Annotated in this window: 23 protein-coding genes and 1 pseudogene; 19 read left to right on the forward strand and 5 right to left on the reverse strand. The window is 57.8% G+C overall.

From position 1 onward, the window contains the following. The first annotated feature begins 136 nt into the window (after positions 1-136). From eno to ispD, 3 genes are all read left to right on the forward strand, one after another. Positions 137-1,426 (forward strand): phosphopyruvate hydratase, encoded by a 1,290-nt coding sequence (gene eno / locus J2Y56_RS16545; RefSeq protein WP_007949351.1) that lies wholly within the window; start codon positions 137-139, stop codon positions 1,424-1,426. Positions 1,427-1,599: 173 nt separating this feature from the next. After that, entirely contained in the window at positions 1,600-1,878 is a 279-nt protein-coding gene (gene ftsB, locus J2Y56_RS16550; RefSeq protein ID WP_007949352.1) for a cell division protein FtsB, read from the forward strand. Next, on the forward strand, positions 1,875-2,582 hold the full coding sequence (gene ispD, locus J2Y56_RS16555; protein ID WP_310351430.1) for a 2-C-methyl-D-erythritol 4-phosphate cytidylyltransferase: 708 nt from the start codon (positions 1,875-1,877) through the stop codon (positions 2,580-2,582). The genes ftsB and ispD overlap by 4 nt, the downstream gene beginning before the upstream one ends. A gap of 111 nt (positions 2,583-2,693) precedes the next feature. Here the strand turns inward: ispD and J2Y56_RS16560 are convergent, their stop codons facing one another. Continuing rightward, positions 2,694-3,590 (reverse strand): LysR substrate-binding domain-containing protein, encoded by an 897-nt coding sequence (locus tag J2Y56_RS16560; RefSeq protein WP_310351432.1) that lies wholly within the window; start codon positions 3,588-3,590, stop codon positions 2,694-2,696. A gap of 108 nt (positions 3,591-3,698) precedes the next feature. Here J2Y56_RS16560 and J2Y56_RS16565 point away from each other — a divergent pair, with 108 nt between their 5' ends. The 8 genes from J2Y56_RS16565 (at position 3,699) to rpoS (ending at position 10,928) form a co-directional block, all read left to right on the forward strand. Continuing rightward, positions 3,699-4,811, forward strand: coding sequence for an S-(hydroxymethyl)glutathione dehydrogenase/class III alcohol dehydrogenase (locus J2Y56_RS16565; RefSeq protein WP_007949355.1), 1,113 nt, complete (start codon positions 3,699-3,701; stop codon positions 4,809-4,811). 89 nt (positions 4,812-4,900) lie between these two features. Further along, complete coding sequence (fghA, locus tag J2Y56_RS16570; protein WP_310351433.1) at positions 4,901-5,746, forward strand: S-formylglutathione hydrolase; 846 nt, start codon at positions 4,901-4,903, stop codon at positions 5,744-5,746. A 53-nt stretch (positions 5,747-5,799) separates the two neighbouring features. Next, a complete protein-coding gene (ispF, locus tag J2Y56_RS16575; protein ID WP_310351436.1) occupies positions 5,800-6,273 on the forward strand; it encodes a 2-C-methyl-D-erythritol 2,4-cyclodiphosphate synthase in 474 nt (157 codons plus the stop codon). Beyond that, positions 6,270-7,328, forward strand: coding sequence for a tRNA pseudouridine(13) synthase TruD (gene truD, locus J2Y56_RS16580; RefSeq protein WP_310351439.1), 1,059 nt, complete (start codon positions 6,270-6,272; stop codon positions 7,326-7,328). The genes ispF and truD overlap by 4 nt, the downstream gene beginning before the upstream one ends. Continuing rightward, positions 7,316-8,065, forward strand: coding sequence for a 5'/3'-nucleotidase SurE (gene surE / locus J2Y56_RS16585; protein WP_007949360.1), 750 nt, complete (start codon positions 7,316-7,318; stop codon positions 8,063-8,065). Before truD ends, surE begins: the two co-directional genes overlap by 13 nt. 41 nt (positions 8,066-8,106) lie before the next feature. Continuing rightward, complete coding sequence (locus J2Y56_RS16590) at positions 8,107-8,742, forward strand: protein-L-isoaspartate(D-aspartate) O-methyltransferase (RefSeq protein ID WP_172901226.1); 636 nt, start codon at positions 8,107-8,109, stop codon at positions 8,740-8,742. A 211-nt stretch (positions 8,743-8,953) separates the two neighbouring features. Further along, a complete protein-coding gene (locus J2Y56_RS16595; protein WP_007949362.1) occupies positions 8,954-9,811 on the forward strand; it encodes a peptidoglycan DD-metalloendopeptidase family protein in 858 nt (285 codons plus the stop codon). A gap of 106 nt (positions 9,812-9,917) precedes the next feature. Next, positions 9,918-10,928, forward strand: coding sequence for an RNA polymerase sigma factor RpoS (gene rpoS, locus J2Y56_RS16600; RefSeq protein WP_007949363.1), 1,011 nt, complete (start codon positions 9,918-9,920; stop codon positions 10,926-10,928). Positions 10,929-11,401: 473 nt separating this feature from the next. Here the strand turns inward: rpoS and fdxA are convergent, their stop codons facing one another. Both fdxA and mutS read right to left on the reverse strand, forming a co-directional pair. Continuing rightward, positions 11,402-11,725: a ferredoxin FdxA gene (gene fdxA, locus J2Y56_RS16605; RefSeq protein ID WP_007949364.1), complete on the reverse strand. Its 324-nt coding sequence runs from the start codon at positions 11,723-11,725 to the stop codon at positions 11,402-11,404. A gap of 142 nt (positions 11,726-11,867) precedes the next feature. Then, the gene (gene mutS / locus J2Y56_RS16610; RefSeq protein WP_310351457.1) at positions 11,868-14,435 is read right to left on the reverse strand and encodes a DNA mismatch repair protein MutS; all 2,568 of its coding nucleotides are present in this window, start codon (positions 14,433-14,435) and stop codon (positions 11,868-11,870) included. Positions 14,436-14,851: 416 nt separating this feature from the next. Here mutS and J2Y56_RS16615 point away from each other — a divergent pair, with 416 nt between their 5' ends. The 5 genes from J2Y56_RS16615 (at position 14,852) to recX (ending at position 18,411) form a co-directional block, all read left to right on the forward strand. Next, positions 14,852-15,586 (forward strand): S24 family peptidase, encoded by a 735-nt coding sequence (locus J2Y56_RS16615; RefSeq protein ID WP_310337694.1) that lies wholly within the window; start codon positions 14,852-14,854, stop codon positions 15,584-15,586. A 203-nt stretch (positions 15,587-15,789) separates the two neighbouring features. Then, a complete protein-coding gene (locus tag J2Y56_RS16620) occupies positions 15,790-16,140 on the forward strand; it encodes a phage holin family protein (RefSeq protein WP_007947172.1) in 351 nt (116 codons plus the stop codon). Between the two features lie 158 nt (positions 16,141-16,298). Further along, on the forward strand, positions 16,299-16,799 hold the full coding sequence (locus tag J2Y56_RS16625) for a CinA family protein (RefSeq protein ID WP_007947173.1): 501 nt from the start codon (positions 16,299-16,301) through the stop codon (positions 16,797-16,799). Positions 16,800-16,882: 83 nt separating this feature from the next. Then, a complete protein-coding gene (gene recA, locus J2Y56_RS16630; protein WP_007947175.1) occupies positions 16,883-17,935 on the forward strand; it encodes a recombinase RecA in 1,053 nt (350 codons plus the stop codon). 8 nt (positions 17,936-17,943) lie between these two features. After that, positions 17,944-18,411 (forward strand): recombination regulator RecX, encoded by a 468-nt coding sequence (recX, locus tag J2Y56_RS16635; RefSeq protein ID WP_007947176.1) that lies wholly within the window; start codon positions 17,944-17,946, stop codon positions 18,409-18,411. A gap of 43 nt (positions 18,412-18,454) precedes the next feature. On the opposite strand, the pseudogene J2Y56_RS16640 reads toward recX, so the two are convergent. Then, positions 18,455-19,572, reverse strand: a pseudogene (locus J2Y56_RS16640) (TIGR00730 family Rossman fold protein). A gap of 361 nt (positions 19,573-19,933) precedes the next feature. On the opposite strand from J2Y56_RS16640, the gene J2Y56_RS16645 reads away from it, so the two are divergent. Beyond that, complete coding sequence (locus J2Y56_RS16645) at positions 19,934-20,128, forward strand: hypothetical protein (RefSeq protein WP_007947178.1); 195 nt, start codon at positions 19,934-19,936, stop codon at positions 20,126-20,128. On the opposite strand, the gene J2Y56_RS16650 is transcribed toward J2Y56_RS16645, so the two are convergent. Then, positions 20,129-20,554, reverse strand: coding sequence for a PA3611 family quorum-sensing-regulated virulence factor (locus tag J2Y56_RS16650; RefSeq protein ID WP_007947179.1), 426 nt, complete (start codon positions 20,552-20,554; stop codon positions 20,129-20,131). It abuts the gene before it with no gap. 189 nt (positions 20,555-20,743) lie between these two features. Here J2Y56_RS16650 and J2Y56_RS16655 point away from each other — a divergent pair, with 189 nt between their 5' ends. Both J2Y56_RS16655 and erdR read left to right on the forward strand, forming a co-directional pair. Beyond that, the gene (locus J2Y56_RS16655; RefSeq protein WP_007947180.1) at positions 20,744-21,502 is read left to right on the forward strand and encodes a tRNA-uridine aminocarboxypropyltransferase; all 759 of its coding nucleotides are present in this window, start codon (positions 20,744-20,746) and stop codon (positions 21,500-21,502) included. 192 nt (positions 21,503-21,694) lie between these two features. Beyond that, positions 21,695-22,345, forward strand: coding sequence for a response regulator transcription factor ErdR (erdR, locus tag J2Y56_RS16660; RefSeq protein ID WP_007947181.1), 651 nt, complete (start codon positions 21,695-21,697; stop codon positions 22,343-22,345). The last annotated feature ends 1 nt before the right edge of the window (position 22,346 follow it).

A 22,346-nucleotide genomic window follows, 5' to 3' on the forward strand; every position in this document is an offset into this window, starting at 1 on the left:
TACCGCACGATTTAATGCTCAGGCCTTCGGGCCTGAGCTTTATCGTCCGCAAGTCTGCCTGCTGCACATCACTTGCCGACGGTAAAAGATTTCCTCTAGCTGCGTCGTTTTCGTCAACTTTGGAGTGTTTACAACAATGGCAAAAATCGTCGACATCAAAGGTCGTGAAGTTCTCGACTCCCGTGGCAATCCCACCGTCGAAGCGGACGTGCTTCTCGATAACGGCATCATCGGCAGCGCCTGCGCGCCGTCCGGTGCTTCCACTGGCTCGCGTGAAGCGCTCGAGCTGCGTGATGGCGACAAGAGCCGTTACCTGGGCAAAGGCGTGCTCAAGGCCGTCGCCAACATCAACGGTCCGATCCGCGACCTGTTGAAAGGTACCGACCCAAGCGACCAGAAAGCGCTGGATCACGCGATGATCAAGCTCGACGGTACCGAAAACAAAGGCTCCCTGGGCGCCAATGCGATCCTCGCCGTTTCCCTGGCCGCGGCCAAGGCAGCAGCACAGGACCAGGACCTGCCGCTGTACGCTCACATTGCCAACCTGAACGGCACCCCGGGTGTTTACTCGATGCCGGTTCCGATGATGAACATCATCAACGGTGGCGAGCACGCCGATAACAACGTCGACATCCAGGAATTCATGGTTCAGCCGGTTGGCGCCAAGTCTTTCTCGGAAGGCCTGCGCATGGGCACCGAAATTTTCCATCACCTCAAAGCCGTTCTGAAGGCCCGTGGCCTGAGCACTGCCGTCGGTGACGAAGGTGGTTTCGCGCCGAACCTGGCTTCCAACGAAGACGCTTTGAAAGTGATCTCCGAGGCTGTGGCCAACGCCGGTTACAAGCTGGGCACCGACGTGACCCTGGCGCTGGACTGTGCTGCGAGCGAATTCTACGAAGACGGTCAATACAATCTGTCCGGCGAAGGTCAGGTGTTCACCGCTGAAGGTTTCGCTGACTACCTGAAAGGTCTGACCGAGCGTTATCCGATCATCTCGATCGAAGACGGCCTGGACGAGTCCGATTGGGCTGGCTGGAAAATCCTCACCGACAAAATCGGCGAGAAAACCCAGCTGGTGGGCGACGATCTGTTCGTGACCAACACCAAGATCCTGAAAGAAGGCATCGATAAAAAGATCGCCAACTCGATCCTGATCAAGTTCAACCAGATCGGCACCCTGACCGAAACCCTGGAAGCCATCCAGATGGCCAAGGCTGCTGGTTACACGGCTGTGATCTCGCACCGCTCGGGCGAAACCGAAGACTCGACCATCGCCGACCTGGCTGTGGGCACTTCGGCTGGTCAGATCAAAACCGGTTCCCTGTGCCGTTCTGACCGCGTTTCCAAGTACAACCAACTGCTGCGTATCGAAGAGCAGTTGAACGGTAAAGCCAAGTACAACGGCCGCAGCGAGTTCCGCGGTTGATTGCTAAATGATAAAAAAGACAACGGATTGTGTCGAAAAAATCGCAACAGCGGTCAATTTGCCACTAATCTGATGCCTTATCAGTACGAAGCCTGGTTCTTCCAGGCTTCGTGCTATCAGAAGCTTCAAAGTTTTTGCATGGCTGTCTTTTTTCACTGGAAACCTGATATTCGATGCGCAGTCCCAATTGGTTGTTCCTCGTCTTGCTCTTGTTGCTGGCTGGCCTGCAATACCGCCTGTGGGTGGGTAATGGCAGTCTGGCGCAAGTGGCTGAGCTGACTCAGCAGATCAAGGATCAGCAGGCTGAGAACGAAGGGTTGCTGGAGCGCAATCGCGTGATGGACGCCGAAGTCAGCGAGTTGAAAAAAGGTATGGAGACCGTTGAAGAGCGGGCTCGCCATGAGTTGGGCATGGTCAAGGACGGCGAAACCCTTTTCCAGTTGGCTCAATGAATTCCTCGTTACCGGCCTTCTGGGCCGTGATTCCTGCCGCGGGCGTCGGTGCCCGTATGGCCGCGGACCGTCCCAAGCAATACCTGCAACTGGGCGGCCGCACTATTCTCGAACACAGCCTCGGCTGTTTCCTTGATCATCCTTGCCTGAAAGGGGTGGTGGTCAGTCTTGCTGTTGACGATCCTTATTGGCCAAACCTGCTCTGTGCTGCTGATTCACGAATTCAGCGGGTCGAGGGTGGCTCTGAACGATCTGGCTCGGTGCTCAATGCGTTGCTGCATTTGCATGCGCTGGGTGCCGACGATGAAGATTGGGTGCTGGTTCACGACGCCGCGCGGCCGAATCTGAGCCGTGATGATCTGGACAAGTTGCTCCGCGAACTGGCTGATGATCCTGTCGGCGGTTTGCTGGCGGTTCCGGCGCGCGACACCCTCAAGCGGGTCGACAAGTATGGGCGGGTGATTGAAACCGTGGACCGAAGCGTGATCTGGCAAGCCTATACGCCGCAGATGTTTCGCCTTGGGGCGCTGCATCGGGCATTGGCCGACAGTCTGGTGGCGGATGCGGTCATCACTGATGAAGCATCGGCCATGGAGTGGGCTGGCATGGCGCCACGTCTGATCGAAGGTCGGTCCGACAACCTCAAGGTTACGCGCCCGGAAGATCTCGAATGGTTGCGTCAGCGTTGGGCTAATCGCCGGTAAAAGATCGCAGCCTCGTTTCACTCGACAGCTCCTACATTGTCCGCGTTCACCGCAATATCCTGTAGGAGCTGTCGAGTGAAACGAGGCTGCGATTTTTTGATCTTCAACCCCTCACATCCTGTACTCCGGCCTTAACGCCAACCCCTCCTTCAAATAATCCACCAACTTACGCACCTTGGGCGACAGGTGCCGTTGCTGTGGATAAAGCGCCCAAACAGCGGTATTCGGCGGTTGATGCGCCTCAAGCAACGAAATCAATGCGCTGCTTTTCAAATGCTCCAGCACGTAATAGTCCGGCAACTGACACAACCCCACGCCCTGTAGCGCGGCATCCAGCACCGCTTGCCCACTGTTGCAGCGCCAGTTTCCCTGGATCCTCTGCGAAAATTCCCGCCCGTTCTGTTCCAGTTGCCACAGGTCCGAACTGCCAATGAGGCAATTGTGGCGGCTTAGTTCCGACAAGCTGTGTGGCCGACCATAACGTTCCAGGTAGGACGGTGATGCGCACAGGTACATGCGTCGAGGTGCCAGGCGAGTGGCAACCAGTCGCGAGTCTTGCAGGCGACCCAGACGGATCGCCAGGTCCAGGCCTTCATGCACCAGGTCTAGGGGGCGGTTGCTCAATTCGATGTCGACACGCAACTGCGGGTAGAGCCCCATGAAACGCGTTACCAAAGGCACGATAAATCGCTCGCCATACGCCACGGCGCAGGTCATGCGCAGCATGCCTTTCGGTTCGCTGGTCAGGTCGCCGACCGCACGCAAGGCTTCTTCTCGGCCGTCTTGCAGGCGCTGGCAATGTTGCAGGAAGGTTTGCCCGGCTTCGGTCAGCGTCACCCGGCGGGTGCTGCGGTAAAGAAGGCGGGTCTGAAGGCGCTCTTCAAGGCGTACGATTTGTCGACTGATATGAGAAGAAGAAACCCCAAGGCGTTCGGCAGCCGCCGTAAATTGGCTGCATTCGGCCACGGCGACGAACTCGTCGATCCCTTCCCAGCGGCTCTCGGACATCGGTGATTATCCCTGCATGGCAATAATGTTTTGCTTTTGTCCGGATTATTCACCGTGAGGCGCTGTATTACACTCCCTGTCTCGTTTTTAATTCATTGGAGAATCCACATGATCAAGTCACGCGCTGCCGTTGCCTTCGAGGCCAAGAAACCTCTAGAGATCGTCGAAGTCGATGTCGCCATGCCCAAGGCCGGTGAAGTTTTGCTGCGTGTGGTGGCGTCCGGCGTTTGTCATACGGACGCGTACACGCTGTCCGGTGCTGACCCGGAAGGCATCTTTCCATCGATTCTCGGTCATGAAGGCGGCGCAGTGGTTGAGGCGATTGGCGAGGGCGTGACGTCGGTGGCTGTAGGTGATCATGTCATCCCGCTGTACACCCCGGAATGCCGTCAGTGCAAATTCTGTCTGTCGGGCAAAACCAACTTGTGTCAGGCGATTCGCGCGACTCAGGGCAAAGGCTTGATGCCGGACGGCACTTCGCGCTTTTCCTACAAGGGGCAGCCGATTTTCCACTATATGGGCACGTCGACGTTTTCCGAATACACCGTATTGCCGGAAATTTCCGTGGCCAAAATTGCTAAAGAAGCACCACTGGAAAAAGTCTGCCTGCTGGGCTGCGGTGTCACCACCGGCATCGGTGCGGTGCTCAATACCGCCAAGGTGAAACCCGGTGATACCGTGGCCATTTTCGGCCTCGGCGGCATTGGTCTGTCGGCGGTCATCGGCGCGGTAAAAGCCAAGGCTGCACGCATCATCGCCATCGACATCAACCCGGCCAAATTCGAGATCGCCAAGCAATTGGGTGCAACCGATTGTGTGAACCCGAAAGATTTCGATCGTCCGATCCAGGAAGTCATCGTCGACATGACCGATGGCGGCGTCGACTTCTCCTTCGAATGCATCGGCAACGTGCAATTGATGCGCGCCGCACTTGAGTGCTGCCACAAGGGCTGGGGTGAGTCGGTCATCATCGGTGTCGCCGGTGCCGGTCAGGAAATTGCCACCCGTCCATTCCAGCTGGTCACCGGTCGCGTCTGGCGCGGTTCGGCGTTCGGCGGCGTGCGTGGCCGTACCGAGTTGCCAAGCTACGTCGAAATGGCCGCAACCGGCGAAATTCCGCTGGACACGTTCATCACCCACACCATGGGCCTGGAAGATATCAACAAGGCGTTCGACCTGATGCACGAAGGCAAGAGCATCCGTTCCGTCATCCATTTCTAAAAACAGTTACAAGTCAAAAGCCATAAGCAGCAAGTGGGTTCGCCGCCCTCTTGCCGCTTGAAGCTTGGGGCTTGAAGCTGGGAGGCTCCATGAACCTGGAAAATATCTCCTGCCAGAAAAGCTTCGGTGGCTGGCACAAGCGCTACCGGCACCGTTCCGATGTGCTCGGCTGCGACATGGTGTTTGCCGTGTACCTGCCGCCGCAAGCGGAGCAGGGCGGCAAACTGCCGGTTCTGTATTGGTTATCCGGCCTGACCTGCACCGACGAAAACTTCATGCAAAAGGCCGGCGCCCTGCGCATGGCTGCCGAGCTGGGTTTGATCATCGTCGCACCGGACACCAGCCCGCGCGGTCCCGATGTGCCTGGTGATCCAGATGGCGCTTGGGATTTCGGCCTCGGTGCCGCGTTTTATCTCAATGCCACCCAGGAGCCGTGGTCGCGGCACTATCGGATGCATGACTATGTGGTGCAGGAATTGCCGGCATTGGTCGAGGCTCATTTCCCTGCATCGGACAAGCGCGGCATCAGTGGTCATTCCATGGGCGGCCATGGCGCGCTGGTTTGCGCCTTGCGCAATCCGGGGCGTTATCAGTCGGTGTCGGCGTTCTCGCCGATCAACAATCCGATGGACTGTCCATGGGGGCAGAAGGCCTTCACCCGATACCTGGGCGAAGACCGTTCGAAGTGGCGCGAATGGGATACTTGCGCCCTGATCGCCGAGGCCGATGAGAAGCTGCCGCTGCTGGTGGATCAAGGTGACCGTGACGATTTTCTCGCCACTCAACTCAAGCCTGAAGCCTTGCAACAGGCGGCCAAACTGGCGGGTCATCCGCTGACGTTGCGCCTGCAACCAGGCTATGACCACAGCTATTTCTTCATCGCCAGCTTCATCGACGACCACCTGCAACATCATGCGCGCGTGCTAAGCGCCTAATGTCCGACAAAGCAGGTAGAATCACGCCCTGACAAAAATCGGGGCGTTTTTTTATGCGTATTGGCCACGGCTATGATGTGCACCGTTTCGCTGAAGGCGATTTCATTACTCTGGGCGGCGTGCGCATTGCACACGGCTTCGGGCTGCTCGCTCACTCCGACGGTGACGTCCTGCTACACGCCTTGAGCGATGCCTTGCTCGGCGCGGCCGCGTTGGGTGATATCGGCAAACATTTCCCGGACACCGATCCGACATTCAAGGGTGCTGACAGCCGTGGGTTGCTGCGCCACGTTGTCGCGCTGATTCACGCCAAAGGCTGGAAAGTCGGCAACGTCGATAACACCATCGTCGCCCAGGCGCCGAAAATGGCCCCGCATATCGAATCGATGCGCGCGCTGATTGCCGCGGATCTTCAAATTGAGTTGGATCAAGTGAACGTGAAAGCTACCACCACCGAAAAGCTTGGCTTTGTCGGTCGCGAAGAAGGCATTGCCGTGCACTCCGTTGCCTTGTTGCTGCGCGCATGAACGAATTGCAATTGCTTGGCCCGCGGGCCTATGGCGAGCCGCTTGGCACCGCTGTTCTGAAAGCCACGGCAGAAGATTTTCAGGTCGATGAAGTGCTCAACATTCCCCTCAGCGGTGATGGCGAGCATTTGTGGATCTGGGTGGAAAAGCGCGGTCTCAATACCGAGGAAGCGGCACGGCGGATCGCCAAGGCGGCGGGCGTGCCGTTGCGCACGGTCAGTTATGCCGGGCTCAAGGATCGTCAGGCGCTGACGCGCCAATGGTTCAGCGTGCAACTGCCGGGCAAGGCTGACCCGGATCTGTCGGTGGCGGAAAACGACACGCTGAAAATCCTCAAGACCGGTCGCCACAAGCGCAAGCTGCAACGCGGTGCTCACTCGGCCAATGGTTTCACCTTGCGCCTGACGCAATTCGCTGGTGACAAGACGGCGATCGAAGCGCGGCTTCAATTGATCGCCAAGCTAGGTATTCCCAATTATTTCGGCGCCCAGCGTTTCGGCTTTGACGGCGGTAACGTCGTCGATGCCCGTGCCTGGGCGGCGCGCAAAGCGTTGCCGGAGCAGCGCAACGTGCGTTCGCGGCTGCTCTCCACGGCGCGCAGTTTTCTGTTCAATCAGGTGTTGGCGGCGCGTGTCGCCGACGGTACCTGGCAGCAAGCCCAGGTCGGCGATCTGTTGGCCTTCACCGATAGCCGCAGTTTTTTTCCGGCCGGTGAAGCGGAGTGCAGTGACCCGCGACTGGCGATTCTCGACCTGCACCCGACCGGCCCCCAGTGGGGCGAAGGTGACTCGCCAGCGACCGGCGTTGTCCATGTACTGGAACAGGACATCGCCGCTCGCGAAGCGGACTTGCGTGATTGGTTGATTAACGCCGGTATGAGTCACGAACGTCGCATCCTGCGACTGCCCATTGGTGGGTTGACGTGGCATTATCCCGAGCCTGACATTCTGCAACTGGAATTCGTCCTGCCGGCCGGATGCTTTGCCACCGCATTGGTGCGCGAGCTTGTTGATCTGGTGCCGGTGGGGCAGACGGACAGCCCATGCGTATTCTGATTTCTAACGACGATGGGGTAACCGCACCCGGTCTCGCCGCGCTTTTTGCTGCGCTGGCGGATTACACCGAGTGTGTGGTTATCGCCCCGGACCAGGACAAAAGCGGCGCCAGCAGCTCGCTGACGCTCGACCGTCCGTTGCACCCGCAAACCCTGGCCAATGGCTTCATCAGCCTGAACGGCACCCCCACCGACTGCGTGCATTTGGGCCTGAACGGCTTGCTGGAGCGCGAGCCGGACATGGTCGTTTCGGGGATCAACCTGGGCGCTAACCTGGGCGATGACGTGTTGTATTCCGGCACTGTGGCAGCCGCCCTCGAAGGGCGCTTCCTTGGACGTCCTTCGTTTGCCTTTTCGTTGGCCTCACGACAAGTAGAGAACCTTCCCACAGCCGCCTACTTTGCACGCAAGCTGGTCGAAGCCCATGGCGATCTCGACCTGCCGCCGCGCACGGTGCTGAATGTGAACATTCCCAACTTGCCGCTGGACCATATACGCGGTATTCAGCTGACCCGCCTCGGGCATCGAGCACGCGCTGCGGCGCCGATGAAAGTGGTCGACCCGCGCGGCAAATCCGGATACTGGATCGCCGCCGCCGGGGATGCTGAAGATGGCGGCCCGGGCACCGATTTCCACGCGGTTATGCAGGGTTATGTTTCAATCACTCCGCTGCAACTGGATCGCACCTTCAATGATGCCTTCAGAAGTCTCGATGGCTGGCTCGAGGGGCTGCGTTAATGACGCGTGAACAAGACGATATGCTGCGCCGAGGTATCGGCATGACCTCTCAACGGACCCGCGAGCGCCTTATTCAGCGACTGTATGAAGAGGGCGTTTCCAATGCCAAGGTGCTGGAAGTCATTCGCCGGACACCACGTCATCTTTTCGTTGACGAGGCGCTGGCTCATCGCGCCTACGAAGACACGGCGTTGCCGATCGGGCACAACCAGACCATTTCCCAGCCTTACATGGTGGCTCGCATGAGCGAGTTGCTGCTGGAGGCTGGTCCCTTGGACAAGGTGATGGAGATTGGCACCGGCTCGGGTTACCAGACGGCCGTACTGTCACAGCTGGTCGAGCGGGTATTTTCCGTGGAGCGCATCAAGGTTTTGCAGGACCGGGCCAAGGAACGCCTGGTGGAGCTGAACCTGCGTAACGTGGTGTTTCGTTGGGGTGATGGTTGGGAGGGCTGGCCAGCCTTGGCGCCTTACAACGGCATCATCGTCACGGCAGTGGCCACTGATGTACCTCAGGCATTGCTCGATCAGTTGGCTCCGGGGGGGCGACTGGTGATCCCGGTCGGCTCCGGCGAGGTGCAGCAATTGATGCTGATCATCCGCGAAGAACAAGGCTTTTCCCGACGTGTGCTGGGGGCTGTGCGTTTCGTGCCCTTGCTCAACGGGCCACTGGCCTGAGCATTTGTTTTTACGCGCTGAATTCTCTTCGATCGGCCGTGTCTTACAGCGGCAGCGATTGGTTAAACGGTATTTATCGTCAGTAGGCAAACGTGTGCGCGGAGCGATTCAGCTTCATTAAAGGTAAAGCCTGTTCGGCCCGTTATACTTGCGACATCTCGAGCCGGAACTCGGCAATCCACAATTTCAGCCACCACATAGGGAGCGGCGGGTGAGTCTCACAGTCATTGCGCAGCGTATGAGTACAACGAGCTTTCAGCGCCTGGTGACTGGCCTTGTCTTGAGCACCTTGCTGGTTGGTTGCTCCAGCACCAAATCGAGTAGCACTGGCGGCGTCGATCAAAGCAAGGCTGCGCCGCAACGTCCGGCAGTGACCACAGGTCAGTATGTCGTTCGACCAAAAGACACCCTGTTCTCGATCGCTTTTCGCTACGGCTGGGACTACAAAGCCCTCGCCGCACGCAACAACATTCCTGCGCCCTATACGATCCGTCCGGGTCAGGTAATTCGCTTCGATGGCCGCACCGGATCAACGCCGACAGCGGTGTCCAATGCGTCCGGTTCGACGCCTTCGTCTTCACTGAAAACCACGGTAATCCGGCGCCAGCCCAATGGCGCAACCACGAGTACAGAGGCGGTTACACCGTCCGTCGCCAGCAAGCCGGCCCCTGCTCCATTGCCGCCTGCGGGTCCAGCCCCGACCGGCTGGGGATGGCCATCTAATGGCATTTTGATTGGAAAGTTCTCATCAAACGGTAGTTTGAATAAAGGAATTGATATCGCCGGAGATTTGGGACAGCCTGTTTTAGCTGCGTCTGATGGGACGGTGGTATACGCCGGGAGTGGCTTAAGGGGCTACGGCGAATTAGTCATCATCAAACACAGCGAAACCTACGTCAGCGCCTACGGACATAACCGCAGGCTTTTGGTTCGGGAGGGGCAGCAGGTCAAAGTCGGACAGACAATTGCCGAAATGGGGTCAACGGGTACAGACCGGGTGAAACTGCATTTTGAGATTCGCCGTCAAGGTAAACCTGTAGATCCGCTGCAATTCCTGCCACGTCGTTGATTTGTTAGCCAGCTTGTTCCGTCACGTAGAGGGAACAAGCTCCAGCGTTGCCAAGGATAAAGGCGTCGCTTGAGCTTGAGGTCGAACTCACCAAAGGACTATAACAATGGCTCTCAGTAAAGAAGTGCCGGAGTTTGACATCGACGATGAGGTTCTCCTGATGGAGGCCGGTATCGAGACGGATTCGATGTCGAATGATGAAGGGGCGGCTCCACCTTCTTCCGTTCGTGCCAAATCCAAACACTCCGCTTCGCTAAAGCAACACAAGTACATCGATTACACGCGGGCACTTGATGCCACGCAGCTGTACCTCAATGAAATCGGCTTTTCCCCACTGCTCTCCCCGGAAGAAGAAGTTCATTTTGCGCGTCTGTCGCAAAGTGGCGATCCGGCCGGGCGCAAGCGCATGATTGAAAGCAACTTGCGACTGGTGGTGAAAATCGCCCGTCGTTACGTCAATCGCGGGCTGTCGCTGCTGGACCTGATCGAAGAGGGCAACCTCGGCTTGATCCGGGCAGTAGAGAAATTCGACCCTGAACGCGGCTTCCGCTTTTCGACCTACGCAACCTGGTGGATTCGTCAGACCATCGAGCGCGCGATCATGAATCAGACCCGGACCATCCGGTTGCCGATCCATGTGGTCAAGGAGCTTAACGTGTACCTTCGGGCTGCACGGGAGCTGACGCAAAAACTCGATCACGAACCCTCCCCCGAAGAAATCGCCAACCTGCTGGAAAAACCGGTGGGAGAGGTCAAGCGCATGCTCGGCTTGAATGAGCGGGTTTCTTCGGTCGACGTCTCGCTGGGTCCGGATTCGGATAAAACCCTGCTGGACACCCTGACTGATGATCGTCCAACCGACCCCTGTGAGCTGCTTCAGGATGACGACCTGTCCCAGAGCATCGATCAATGGCTGTCGGAGTTGACGGACAAACAACGTGAAGTGGTAGTACGCCGCTTCGGCTTGCGCGGACACGAGAGCAGCACACTTGAAGACGTAGGCCTGGAAATCGGCCTGACCCGGGAACGGGTCAGACAGATTCAGGTGGAAGGCCTGAAGCGTCTTCGGGAGATTCTCGAGAAGAACGGCCTGTCGAGCGAGTCGCTGTTTCAATAAGCAACAAGCTCAACCGGTAGTAAAAGACCCCGCTTGGTTCGGGGTTTTTTATTGCCTGTAAAGTGAGTGGGGATTACCGCAGGTTTGTAGTCTTGCGTTGTAAGTCTTCGCTTACTCTTTCGTAAGTGTTCACTATTTTTCCAGGAGGCTAGTCGTACATCTTCCTACGCCGCTACATGCTATCCCTATGATTTTTATTAATATTAAAATTCATGAAAAACCAAGGACTCTTGTTTTTGACGACCCGGGCCAATTGCTCTGGGTAGGGAACAGTCTAGTATCTGAACGGTGTCGATGGACAGACACGCCCTTCAAGGACGAGGGGAGCGGACATCGCAGGAAGCGATTCATCAGGACGATGCAAAGGAACACAGGGAATAGGGAAAAAATGTGGGCGGGTCAAACCGCCCCTTTTTTTGCCTCAGGAAAAGCAAAAAGGCCCGCGAGGGGCCTTTTCGGGAACGCGCGGGAAATCAGCGTTCGAGGTCTTTGATTTTGCCTTTGACGCCATCCCACTCTTCAGCGTCCGGCATCGATTCTTTCTTCTCAGTGATGTTGGGCCAGATTTCGGCCAGTTCAACGTTCAGCTGAATGAATTCCTGCATACCTTCCGGAACTTCATCTTCGGAGAAGATGGCCACGGCAGGGCATTCTGGTTCGCACAGTGCGCAGTCGATGCACTCATCCGGGTGAATCACCAGGAAGTTCGGGCCTTCGTAAAAGCAGTCCACCGGACACACTTCTACGCAGTCGGTGTACTTGCACTTGATGCAGTTGTCGGTGACGACGAAGGTCATTTCTAATTTTCTCCTCAGGCGGCGGCAGCGGAGCCCCTTCACGTTGGGGTCGCCAGGTTTGGGAGCGATAGTCTGCTGGTCAGGCTATTAGCCAGCAGCATCCCAAACCGCGCGAGATTCTAACAGCTTGTAGGCAAGTGCGTTAGATCCGGTTCTTTAGTGTATAGAGCATTTCGAGTGCACGACGTGGCGTCATGTCGTCCAGATCCAGCCTGGCCAGGTCATCCAGTACCGGATGCGGCAGGCTGGCGAACATGTCGCTTTGCTGTGGCGCGGCCGGTTTGCCCTTGGCTGGCACAGGAACTTCATGGGGCAGGGCGGTGGCTTCCAGTCGACCGAGATGCTCACGCGCACGCACGATCACTTCGCTCGGCACACCGGCCAATTGCGCTACTGCCAGGCCGTAGCTCTGGCTGGCAGGGCCGGGCAGCACGTGGTGCAGGAACACGATGCGTTCGTTGTGCTCGGTGGCATTGAGGTGAACGTTGGCCACCAGCGGTTGCGCCTCCGGTAGCACCGTCAGCTCAAAGTAGTGGGTGGCAAACAGCGTGTAGGCGCGAAGATGTGCCAGTCGTTCGGCAGCGGCCCAAGCCAGGGACAGGCCATCGAAGGTGCTGGTGCCACGGCCGACTTCGTCCATCAGCACCAGGCTGCGTTCGGTAGCATTGTGCAAAATGTTCGCGGTTTCGCTCATTTCAACCATGAAGGTCGAACGCCCGCCCGCCAGGTCATCGCTGGAGCCGATCCGGGTGAAAATCCGGTCCACCAGGGACAGTTCACAACTGGCCGCCGGCACGAAGCTGCCGATATGCGCGAGCAAAACGATCAATGCGGTTTGACGCATGTAGGTGGATTTACCGCCCATGTTCGGGCCGGTGATCACCAGCATCCGCGTATTGTCGTCGAGGCTAAGGTCGTTGGCCACGAACGGCGTGCTCAGCACTTGCTCGACCACCGGGTGACGGCCCTGGGTGATGCGCATGCAGGGCTCGCTGACGAAACGCGGGCAGTTCAAGTCGAGGTTCAGGGCGCGCTCGGCCAGGTTGCTCAAAACGTCCAGCTCGGCCAGCGCGGCGGCGGTGTCCTGCAGCGGAGGCAATTGGCTGATCAGGTCTTCAAGCAGCGCTTCGTAGAGCATTTTCTCGCGGGCCAACGCACGGCTCTTGGCCGACAATGCCTTGTCTTCGAACGCCTTGAGTTCCGGGGTGATGAAACGCTCGGCGCCTTTCAACGTCTGGCGGCGGATGTAGTCTGCGGGCGCGGACTCAGCCTGTTTGCTCGGCAACTCGATGAAGTAACCGTGAATGCGGTTGTACCCGACTTTCAGGTGCGACAGACCGGTGCGCGCTTTTTCGCGAGCTTCCAGATCAATCAGGAACTGCCCGGCGTTTTCGCTGAGCGATTGCAGATCGTCGAGTTCACTGTCGTAACCGGTTTTCAATACACCGCCGTCGCGGATTACCGCTGGCGGATTGTCGATAATGGCTTTTTCCAGCAGCGCAGCCAGTTCCGGATAGGTGTTGGTGACCTTGGCCAGTTGAATGATGTGAGGTGCTTCAAGCTCAGTCATCGCCACTTGCAACTCAGGCAACGCACCCAGTGCATCGCGCAGACGAGCGAGGTCGCGAGGGCGGGCGTTGCGCAGGCCGATCCGCGCCAGAATCCGCTCGATGTCGCCGATTTCCTTGAGTTGCGGTTGCAGTTTCTCGAAGCGGTAGCCGTCGAGCAGGCACGTGATCGAAGTCTGGCGTGCCAGCAGTACGGTCAGATCCCGCAGCGGACGGTTCAACCAACGGGTCAGCAAACGGCTGCCCATGGCGGTCTGGCAGCGATCGACCACCGATTGCAGGGTATTGTCGCGACCACCGGCCAGGTTGGTGTCCAGTTCCAGGTTGCGACGGCTGGCGCCGTCCAGCACCACGGTGTCATCCAGACGCTCATGACGCAGGCTGCGCAAGTGCGGCAGGGCGGTGCGCTGGGTTTCCTTGGCGTAGCTGAGCAGGCAACCGGCGGCGCCAATGGCCAGGGTCAGGTTCTCACAGCCAAAGCCTTTCAGGTCCTGGGTAGAAAACTGTTGGCACAGACTTTTCAGTGCCGAGTCGCGTTCGAAATCCCACGGTGCGCGGCGACGAACCCCACGACGTTTTTCCGCCGGCAGGTCCTTGGGCCAGTCATCCGGAATCATCAGCTCGACCGGGTTGACCCGCTCCAGTTCCGCCAGCAGGTTTTCCCAGCCTTTGATTTCCAGTACCGTGAAGTTGCCGCTGGTGATGTCCAGCACGGCCAGGCCGAACAGACGCTCGTCACCCAGCACTGCTGCGATCAGGTTGTCACGGCGCTCATCCAGCAGTGCTTCATCACTGACCGTGCCCGGCGTGATGATTCGCACCACCTGGCGATCCACCGGCCCTTTACTGGTCGCCGGATCACCTACCTGCTCACAAATCACCACCGACTCGCCGAGCTTGACCAGTTTCGCCAGGTAGCCTTCCGCCGCGTGGTAAGGAATCCCGCACATCGGAATCGCCTGGCCCGCCGACTGCCCACGGGCGGTCAGGGTGATGTCCAGCAACTTGGCGGCTTTCTTCGCGTCTTCATAGAAGATCTCGTAGAAATCGCCCATGCGGTAGAACATCAGCTGGTCAGGGTGCTGGTTCTTCAGGCGCCAGTACTGCTGCATCATTGGCGTGTGGGAAGACAGATCGGAGATGGCTTTATTCATCGGAAATTCAGGAAAACTCGTTGAAAGGTGTAGGGCAAAGGAGGGGCAGTGGCCCTAATGCCGATCAGTTAAGCCATTACACGACCCGTAGCAGCTGGCGAAGCCTGCGTTCGGCTGCGCAGCAGTCGTAAAACCTGAGTTTGCGGACTTTCTGAAACACCGCATCGCCTGATTTCACGACTGCTGCGCAGCCGAACGCAGGCTTCGCCAGCTGCTACGGACAGCGTTATGGCTTAACTGATCAGCATTAGGCAGTGGCCCGGCTTTTCCGCAATGGGCGCAAGATTACCATGGGCGGTCCGCCCGACGCAGGCATGAAAGCCCTGCGGCACATTTCTGCTGGCTATGCACTGAATATGCAAAACAGCATTGTTTTCGACAAAAAGAACACGCAGTATTCGGTGATGCAAAAACGCAATGTTTCTACCGTCTTAAGAGCACTGCTCGATCAACACGGGATCTCCCCCACGGAGCTTCACCGTCGTACCGGCGTGCCTCAATCCACACTGTCGCGGATTCTCGGCGGAAAGATCGTCGATCCTTCGGATAAACACATTTCGAAGATCGCTGAGTACTTCGCCGTAAGCACCGATCAGTTGCGTGGCCGCGCGGATGTGTCGATGAGCGTCGACAGGGCGCGCGACGCAGTGCATTCCGAACTCAAGGATATAAGTCTGTGGGACGACGATACACCCGTCGATGACGATGAGGTGTCGGTCCCCTTTCTTCGCGAGGTTGAATTGGCTGCGGGATCGGGAAGATTCGTCATTGAAGAAAGCGAGCGCTCTAGCCTGCGCTTCGGCAAGCGCAGCTTGCGCCACAATGGCGTGCAATTTGATCAGGCCAAATGCGTGACGGTGCGTGGCAACAGCATGTTGCCGGTGTTGCGCGATGGCGCAACCGTTGGTGTGAACGCCGGCAAGTGCGGGATTGGCGACATCGTTGATGGCGACCTGTATGCGATCAACCACAATGGTCAATTGCGGGTGAAACAGCTTTATCGCCTGCCGTCCGGGATCCGCCTGCGCAGCTTCAACCGCGATGAGCACCCGGACGAGGACTACACCTTCCAGGAAATCCAGGAAGAGCAGATCGTCATTCTGGGGCACGTTTTTTGGTGGGGCATGTACGCCCGCTAGCCTTGTCGTGTTCAGATAAAAACCGCCATCCAGCGGTTTTTTTTCGCCTGTAGAAAATCGTCGGCACCTTTGTTTACGGTGTTTGTTATGCGTCAGTGCATTGTTGTTTTTTAAGTCAATGCATTTGCGCATTGACTGTATATGCATCCATGCATATTCTCCGTTTGAAAGAACCCCTTATCACTCACACCAGGAGGCGAGATATGACGATCGAGCAACAAGTGTTGCTGGACATGCCGAGCTGGCTCGTCATTGTCCTTGCTCTGGTGGGCGGGGTGTCTGGCGAAATGTGGCGTGCCGACAAGGACGGTGCTCGCGGCTGGTCACTCCTGCGGCGGCTGGCCTTGCGTTCTGGAGCCTGCATGATCTGCGGGATTTCGGCCATCATGCTGCTGTATGCCGCTGGCATGTCGATCTGGGCCGCAGGGGCATTTGGATGCCTCACCGCCATGGCCGGGGCAGATGTCGCCATCGGGCTTTATGAGCGCTGGGCTGCCAAGCGGATTGGTGTTTGCGAAGTGCCGTCGCGCGATTCTCGTTCTGATCAACAGTGAGCGGGAGTCGCCGAACGCGGACTGATTGCCTTGCAGGCTTGTCAGGCCCGTATCAGAGCCCTCACACCCTCACATTTTGATTGATCCTGCGCCTTGCAAGCGCGATACGCTCGTGTACGGTAGTTCTAATTCCACTTCCGTTTTCTCAGGAGATGACCGTGAAAGAAATCACCCAACTGGCCGCTGAACTGGGCAGGCGCTTGCAGGTTCTCAATGCCCACGTTACGGCGGCCGAGTCCTGCACCGGCGGCGGCATCTCAGAGGCGATCACTCGCATCCCGGGGAGTTCGGCGTGGTTCGAGGTCGGTTATGTCACTTACTCCAACCGGCAGAAAACCGAGCAATTGAACGTTCCGGCCGAGTTGTTTTCGACCGTGGGCGCGGTCAGTCGCGAGGTGGTCGAGGCGATGGTGCGGGGTGCTCAGAAAAAGAGCCGGGCGCATTTTGCCGTGGCGGTCAGTGGTGTGGCGGGGCCGGATGGCGGTTCTCCGAGTAAACCGGTGGGCACGGTCTGGCTGGCCTGGGGCGTTGGCGAGCGGATGTTCAGCGAAGAACAACACTTCGCCGGTAATCGCGATGAGGTCCGCCGACAAACGGTGAAGGCCGCGCTAGAGGGGCTGCTGCGCCATGCTGCCGCAGAAATCTCAAATCAGGGGTAGGCGATCCTGAAACGCTGTGGAATAATACTGGCTACTTATACAGGTGTTGGCCGTCAGGCCTTATTGATTACGTGAGGACTTTAATGGACGACAACAAGAAGAAAGCCTTGGCTGCGGCCCTGGGTCAGATCGAACGTCAATTCGGCAAGGGTGCCGTAATGCGTATGGGCGATCAGGACCGTCAGGCGATCCCGGCTATCTCCACTGGCTCTCTGGGTCTGGACATCGCGCTTGGCATTGGCGGTCTGCCAAAAGGCCGTATCGTTGAAATCTACGGTCCTGAATCCTCCGGTAAAACCACACTGACCCTGTCCGTGATCGCCCAGGCTCAAAAAGCCGGCGCGACCTGCGCATTCGTCGATGCCGAACACGCCCTTGATCCTGAGTACGCCGGCAAGCTGGGCGTCAACGTCGACGACCTGCTGGTTTCCCAGCCGGACACCGGTGAACAGGCTCTGGAAATCACCGACATGCTGGTGCGTTCCAACGCCGTTGACGTGATCATCGTCGACTCCGTGGCCGCTCTGGTGCCAAAGGCCGAAATCGAAGGCGAAATGGGCGACATGCACGTCGGCCTGCAAGCCCGTCTGATGTCCCAGGCGCTGCGTAAAATCACCGGTAACATCAAGAACGCCAACTGCCTGGTAATCTTCATCAACCAGATCCGCATGAAAATCGGCGTGATGTTCGGCAGCCCGGAAACCACCACCGGTGGTAACGCGCTGAAGTTCTACGCTTCGGTTCGTCTGGACATCCGTCGTACTGGCGCGGTGAAAGAAGGTGATGAAGTCGTCGGTAGTGAAACCCGCGTCAAAGTCGTGAAGAACAAAGTGGCTTCGCCGTTCCGCCAGGCCGAGTTCCAGATCCTTTACGGCAAAGGCATCTACCTCAATGGCGAGATGATCGACCTGGGTGTTCTGCACGGTTTCGTGGAGAAATCCGGTGCCTGGTATGCCTATAACGGCACCAAGATCGGTCAGGGCAAGGCCAACTCGGCCAAGTTCCTGGCGGACAACCCGGAAATCGCCGCGACGCTTGAGAAGCAACTGCGTGACAAGTTGCTGACCCCGGCGCCGGACGTCAAAGCATCGCCAGTCAAAGAGACTGCTGATGACCTGGCTGACGCTGATATCTGATTGATCCGATGACCGCCGTACTCGATACACTCGTCGCGGTGCGGCGAACCGCAATGGACCTGCTCGCACGACGCGAGCACGGTCGGGTCGAGCTGACGCGTAAACTGCGTCAGCGCGGCGCCCTCCCTGAAATGATCGACACCGCACTCGACCGCTTGACGGAAGAGGGGCTGCTGTCCGAATCCCGTTACCTCGAAAGTTTTGTTTCCTACCGCGCCCGTTCCGGTTATGGCCCTTTGCGTATTCGCGAGGAGCTTGGCCAGCGCGGCCTGCAACGTACTGATATTGAACTCGCGTTACGCGAAAGCGGTATCAACTGGCAGGAACAACTGGAGGATACATGGCGGCGTAAATTTTCCGGGCATCTACCGATAGACGCTCGGGAGCGCGCCAAACAGGGCCGGTTCCTGAGTTATCGGGGATATTCCATGGAGATGATCGGTCGCTTGTTTAGTGGCCGGGGAATGGATGATTGATAAAAAGTGGCTCGCTATTTCGATAGCGAGCCATTTTTTTGCCTCAGGTCACCCTGGAGGGCTTGCGCGTCCGCTGTTGCGCCAAGGGTTTGGAGTGGGCCCGGTTTTCCGGCAGGTTGATGTAGTCCACCAGTTCGCGCAGTCGACCATGATCACGGGCGTTGAAGTTGAAGGCCAGTCGCGCCAGGTGGCTGAACTGCGCTTCGTCATGCTCCTCGCCGCTGTAGGCGTGCTGATGAAAACTATCGCTCAGGCACAGGTCGGCAAATGCCTCCTGCATGTGTTCGAGCGCATGCTCGCTGAGTGCGTGGTTCATGCGAATCACGAACTGATGCTTGAGCCAGCGGCTGGAGTGGAAGTTACTGTAGAACTGGTTGATCTGCTCCACCGCTTCTTCGGCGGTGTAGACCAGGCTCACGAGTTTCATGTCGGTCGGCAGGATGTAGCGATTTTCCTCCAGTTGATGGTGAATGAAGTCCAGCGCACCTTGCCAGAACTTACCGCCCGGCGCGTCCAGCAATACCACCGGGACCAACGGGCTTTTGCCGGTCTGAATCAGAGTCAGCACTTCCAGTGCCTCATCCAGGGTGCCGAAACCACCGGGGCACAGGACCAGTGCATCGGCTTCTTGACAAAGAACAGCTTGCGGGTAAAAAAGAAGTGGAAGGGCAGCAGATTGGCGGTGCCTTGCACGGTGGGGTTGGCATGCTGCTCGAAGGGCAGGGTGATGTTGAAGCCCAGGCTGTGCTCCCTGCCGGCCCCTTCGTGCGCGGCCGCCATAATGCCGCCGCCCGCGCCAGTGATGACCATCAGGTCCGAGCGCGCGAGCGCAGCGCCCAGTTCTCGGGCCAGTCCATACAGCGGGTGTTCGATCGGTGTTCGGGCCGAGCCAAACACGGTGACTTTGCGCCGGCCGCGGAACTGTTCGAGCACACGGAAGGCGTGCTCCAGTTCGCGCAGCGCTTGAAGGGTGATCTTGGCATTCCAGCGGTTGTGATCTTCCTGGGCCATGCGCAGCACAGTCAGGATCATGTCGCGGTAGATAGGGATATTGGGACTGTTGGGTGAAACCAGGTTGAGTTGTTCTTCGACCTTGCTGGTGAGGTCGTGGCCGCTTTCTTCAAAATGACGGCTTAGCAGGTCATTCGGTTGGTAAGGCATCAATTTCTCCTTCCATACTGGCTCTGTTTTCCCTTGGATGAAGGAAACATTTGCACAACAAGACGCGTCGCGGGCGGCCCCTTTCCAGCCCGGAATTGAATGGGAACACTATGAATCTAGACCCTCGCAGTGATTTTCGCTGCCTCGATCATTGCGCCGCAAAGTCTTTCCTGGCAACCGCTTATTGCCGACTTGCAAGGTGATTTCACCGCTCGTCTGAACTCAGTCCGAGTGCCCGGTGCTCTGATTTACTAAGCTACAGGTATGACACGACAACTTTGCGTCAAAGGCAGGGCGCGCGGTTCAAGAAGTTGAAGGATTTTTCGCTCAAGCAGGGCGAGGAGCAAGGAGGCGGGACGTTATGACCAGAGTCATTCTGGAGATCGATACGCAACTGTATCGATTGCTCAAGTCATCAGCCGAGACCCATCATCTGAGTCTCGAAGAGGAGTGCTGCCGACGCCTGGAGGAGACTAAGCGGCGATCAAGTTACTTGCAGGCATTGCTGGCAGAGCTGCGCGCCGAGGATGAACAGCGGCGCGCCAATTCCGAATGATTACTTTTTCTTGGTCGGAGCCGCTTTCGGGCAGTCCGATTCCTGATAGCTAGCGGAGCCGACCGCCTTGTTGGTTTTCACTTCCGTGAAGTCATAACGCATGATCGCGCCCTTGGCCATCAGTTTGCGGAACGACGGGTTGTTGCAAACGGAGGCGCCAAGCTGGAAATACACGGCTTTCGGATCAGCACGCATCTTGTTGGCGTGGCTGCTCTGTACGCTCAGGTGGTTGATCAGCGTTTTGCCTTCGACGGTGTAGCCCTGATCAAGAATGTCTTCGTTGATCGCCCGTGGAGTGCCAACACTGCTTTGTGAGGCGACGTTTTGCAGCTCTCTGTTGAGATTCTGCTCACTCAAGGACGCAGCCTGAGCGCTGAAGGACAACGCCAGCAAAATGGCAGCGGTGGGAACGATAAGGCGCAGCATGAAACTCTCCTGGTTCAGTGACTGGTGCTTCGACCCGTCACATGACTGTGCGTTCAGTGGCGGCGAATTATAGGGGACGCGTTCCGGACGGTACAGGCTTGCGCTGGCGCCTCTGATAAACTGGCGCCACTTTTTGCCCTGCCGAGTGCTTTTCGTGTCGATTTTCCTCTCCTGCCGGCGTTGCCTGCGATGAACCCTTCCACTCCACCCTTTGCTCCAAATGCCGTGGCCCGCTTGCGCGATGCGCGAGAGGAAGAGGGTATCAAGCCGATTCAGGCCCGAGGCTGGAGGGCGCCGCGTTGTCGTGCCTGCCGCGTGATCGAAAGCCATTGCCTGTGCGCCTGGCGCCCGCAAGTCGAGGCGCGCTCGGGCGTGTGCCTGATCATGACCAACAAGGAAGTGTTCAAGCCGAGTAACACCGGCTGGCTGATTGCCGATGTGGTGCGCGACAACCATGCGTTTATCTGGTCGCGTAAAGAGGTTGATGAACAACTGCTGGCCCTGCTGGCCGACCCGCAGTGGCAGCCGTATCTGGTGTTTCCGGGTGAGTACGTCGAACCGGAGCGTGTCACCAACAGCGTCGACACGGACAGTTCCAAGCGCCCGCTGTTCATACTGCTGGACGCCACCTGGACAGAAGCCCGAAAGATTTTTCGCAAAAGCCCCTATTTTGATCGTTTGCCGATCCTGAGCCTGCTGCCCGAAAAGCTGTCGCGATACCGGTTGCGCAGGTCGACCCGTAGCGAGCATTTGTGCACGGCTGAAGTAGCCGCACTGTGTCTCGATCTGGCGGGTGATACGGCGGCAGCATCGGCACTGGACGCTTATTTTGATGTGTTCAGCCAGCACTACCTCGACGCAAAACATCAGCTGGACATGGACATTGCAACCCCCGCTCACGCCGAACTGATGCCCTTCGTGCAAAGCTCGGCCCCGGTCATCTGCTGATTGTCGCCCATACTGCAAAGAACTGTACTCCCCATGCACCTTGACCACCCCGGTTTCGCTGGGCATGCTTGGCGCCGATTAGGGCGCGGCCAGGTTTGAGACGCTGTTTTTTTGATTGGCGTTGAGCGTGCCCTGTTGGTTCAGCTCCGTGGCTGTGCCTAGAGTTGTTTGAAAAACAGGATCATTTGAAAAATGGCCACATACGAAATCCTGATTGCCGACGATCACCCGCTTTTTCGTAGCGCGCTGCACCAAGCCGTGACCCTGGGCCTGGGCCCGGATGTACGGCTGGTGGAAGTGGCGAGCATTGCCGAGCTGGAAGCCCGTCTGGGTGAAAAGTCCGATTGGGATCTGGTGCTGCTGGACCTGAACATGCCGGGTGCCTACGGTTTTTCCGGGCTCGTGCTGTTGCGCGGTCAATACCCGCAAATTCCAGTGGTGATGGTGTCCGCGCAAGAAGAAGCGTCGATCATGGTCAAGTCCCGTGAATTCGGTGCCAGTGGATTCATTCCAAAATCCAGCGACCTGAGTGTTATCCAGAAAGCCGTACGCGCGGTGCTCAACGGAGATGTATTCTGGCCTCCGCAGGCGTTTGAAGCGGTCAGCGTTTCCGATGAAGCCAAGGCTGCCAGTGAAGGTCTTGCGAGCCTGACGCCTCAGCAATTCAGGGTGTTGACCATGGTCTGTGAAGGGTTGCTAAACAAACAGATCGCTTACGAGCTGAGCGTCTCCGAAGCCACGATCAAGGCCCACGTCACGGCGATCTTTCGCAAACTGAATGTGCGGACCCGGACTCAGGCAGCGTTGCTCTTGCAACAACTTGAGTCAATTCCGAGCCACTAAA

Source organism: Pseudomonas sp. BE134 (assembly GCF_031456105.1).
GTDB lineage: Bacteria > Pseudomonadota > Gammaproteobacteria > Pseudomonadales > Pseudomonadaceae > Aquipseudomonas.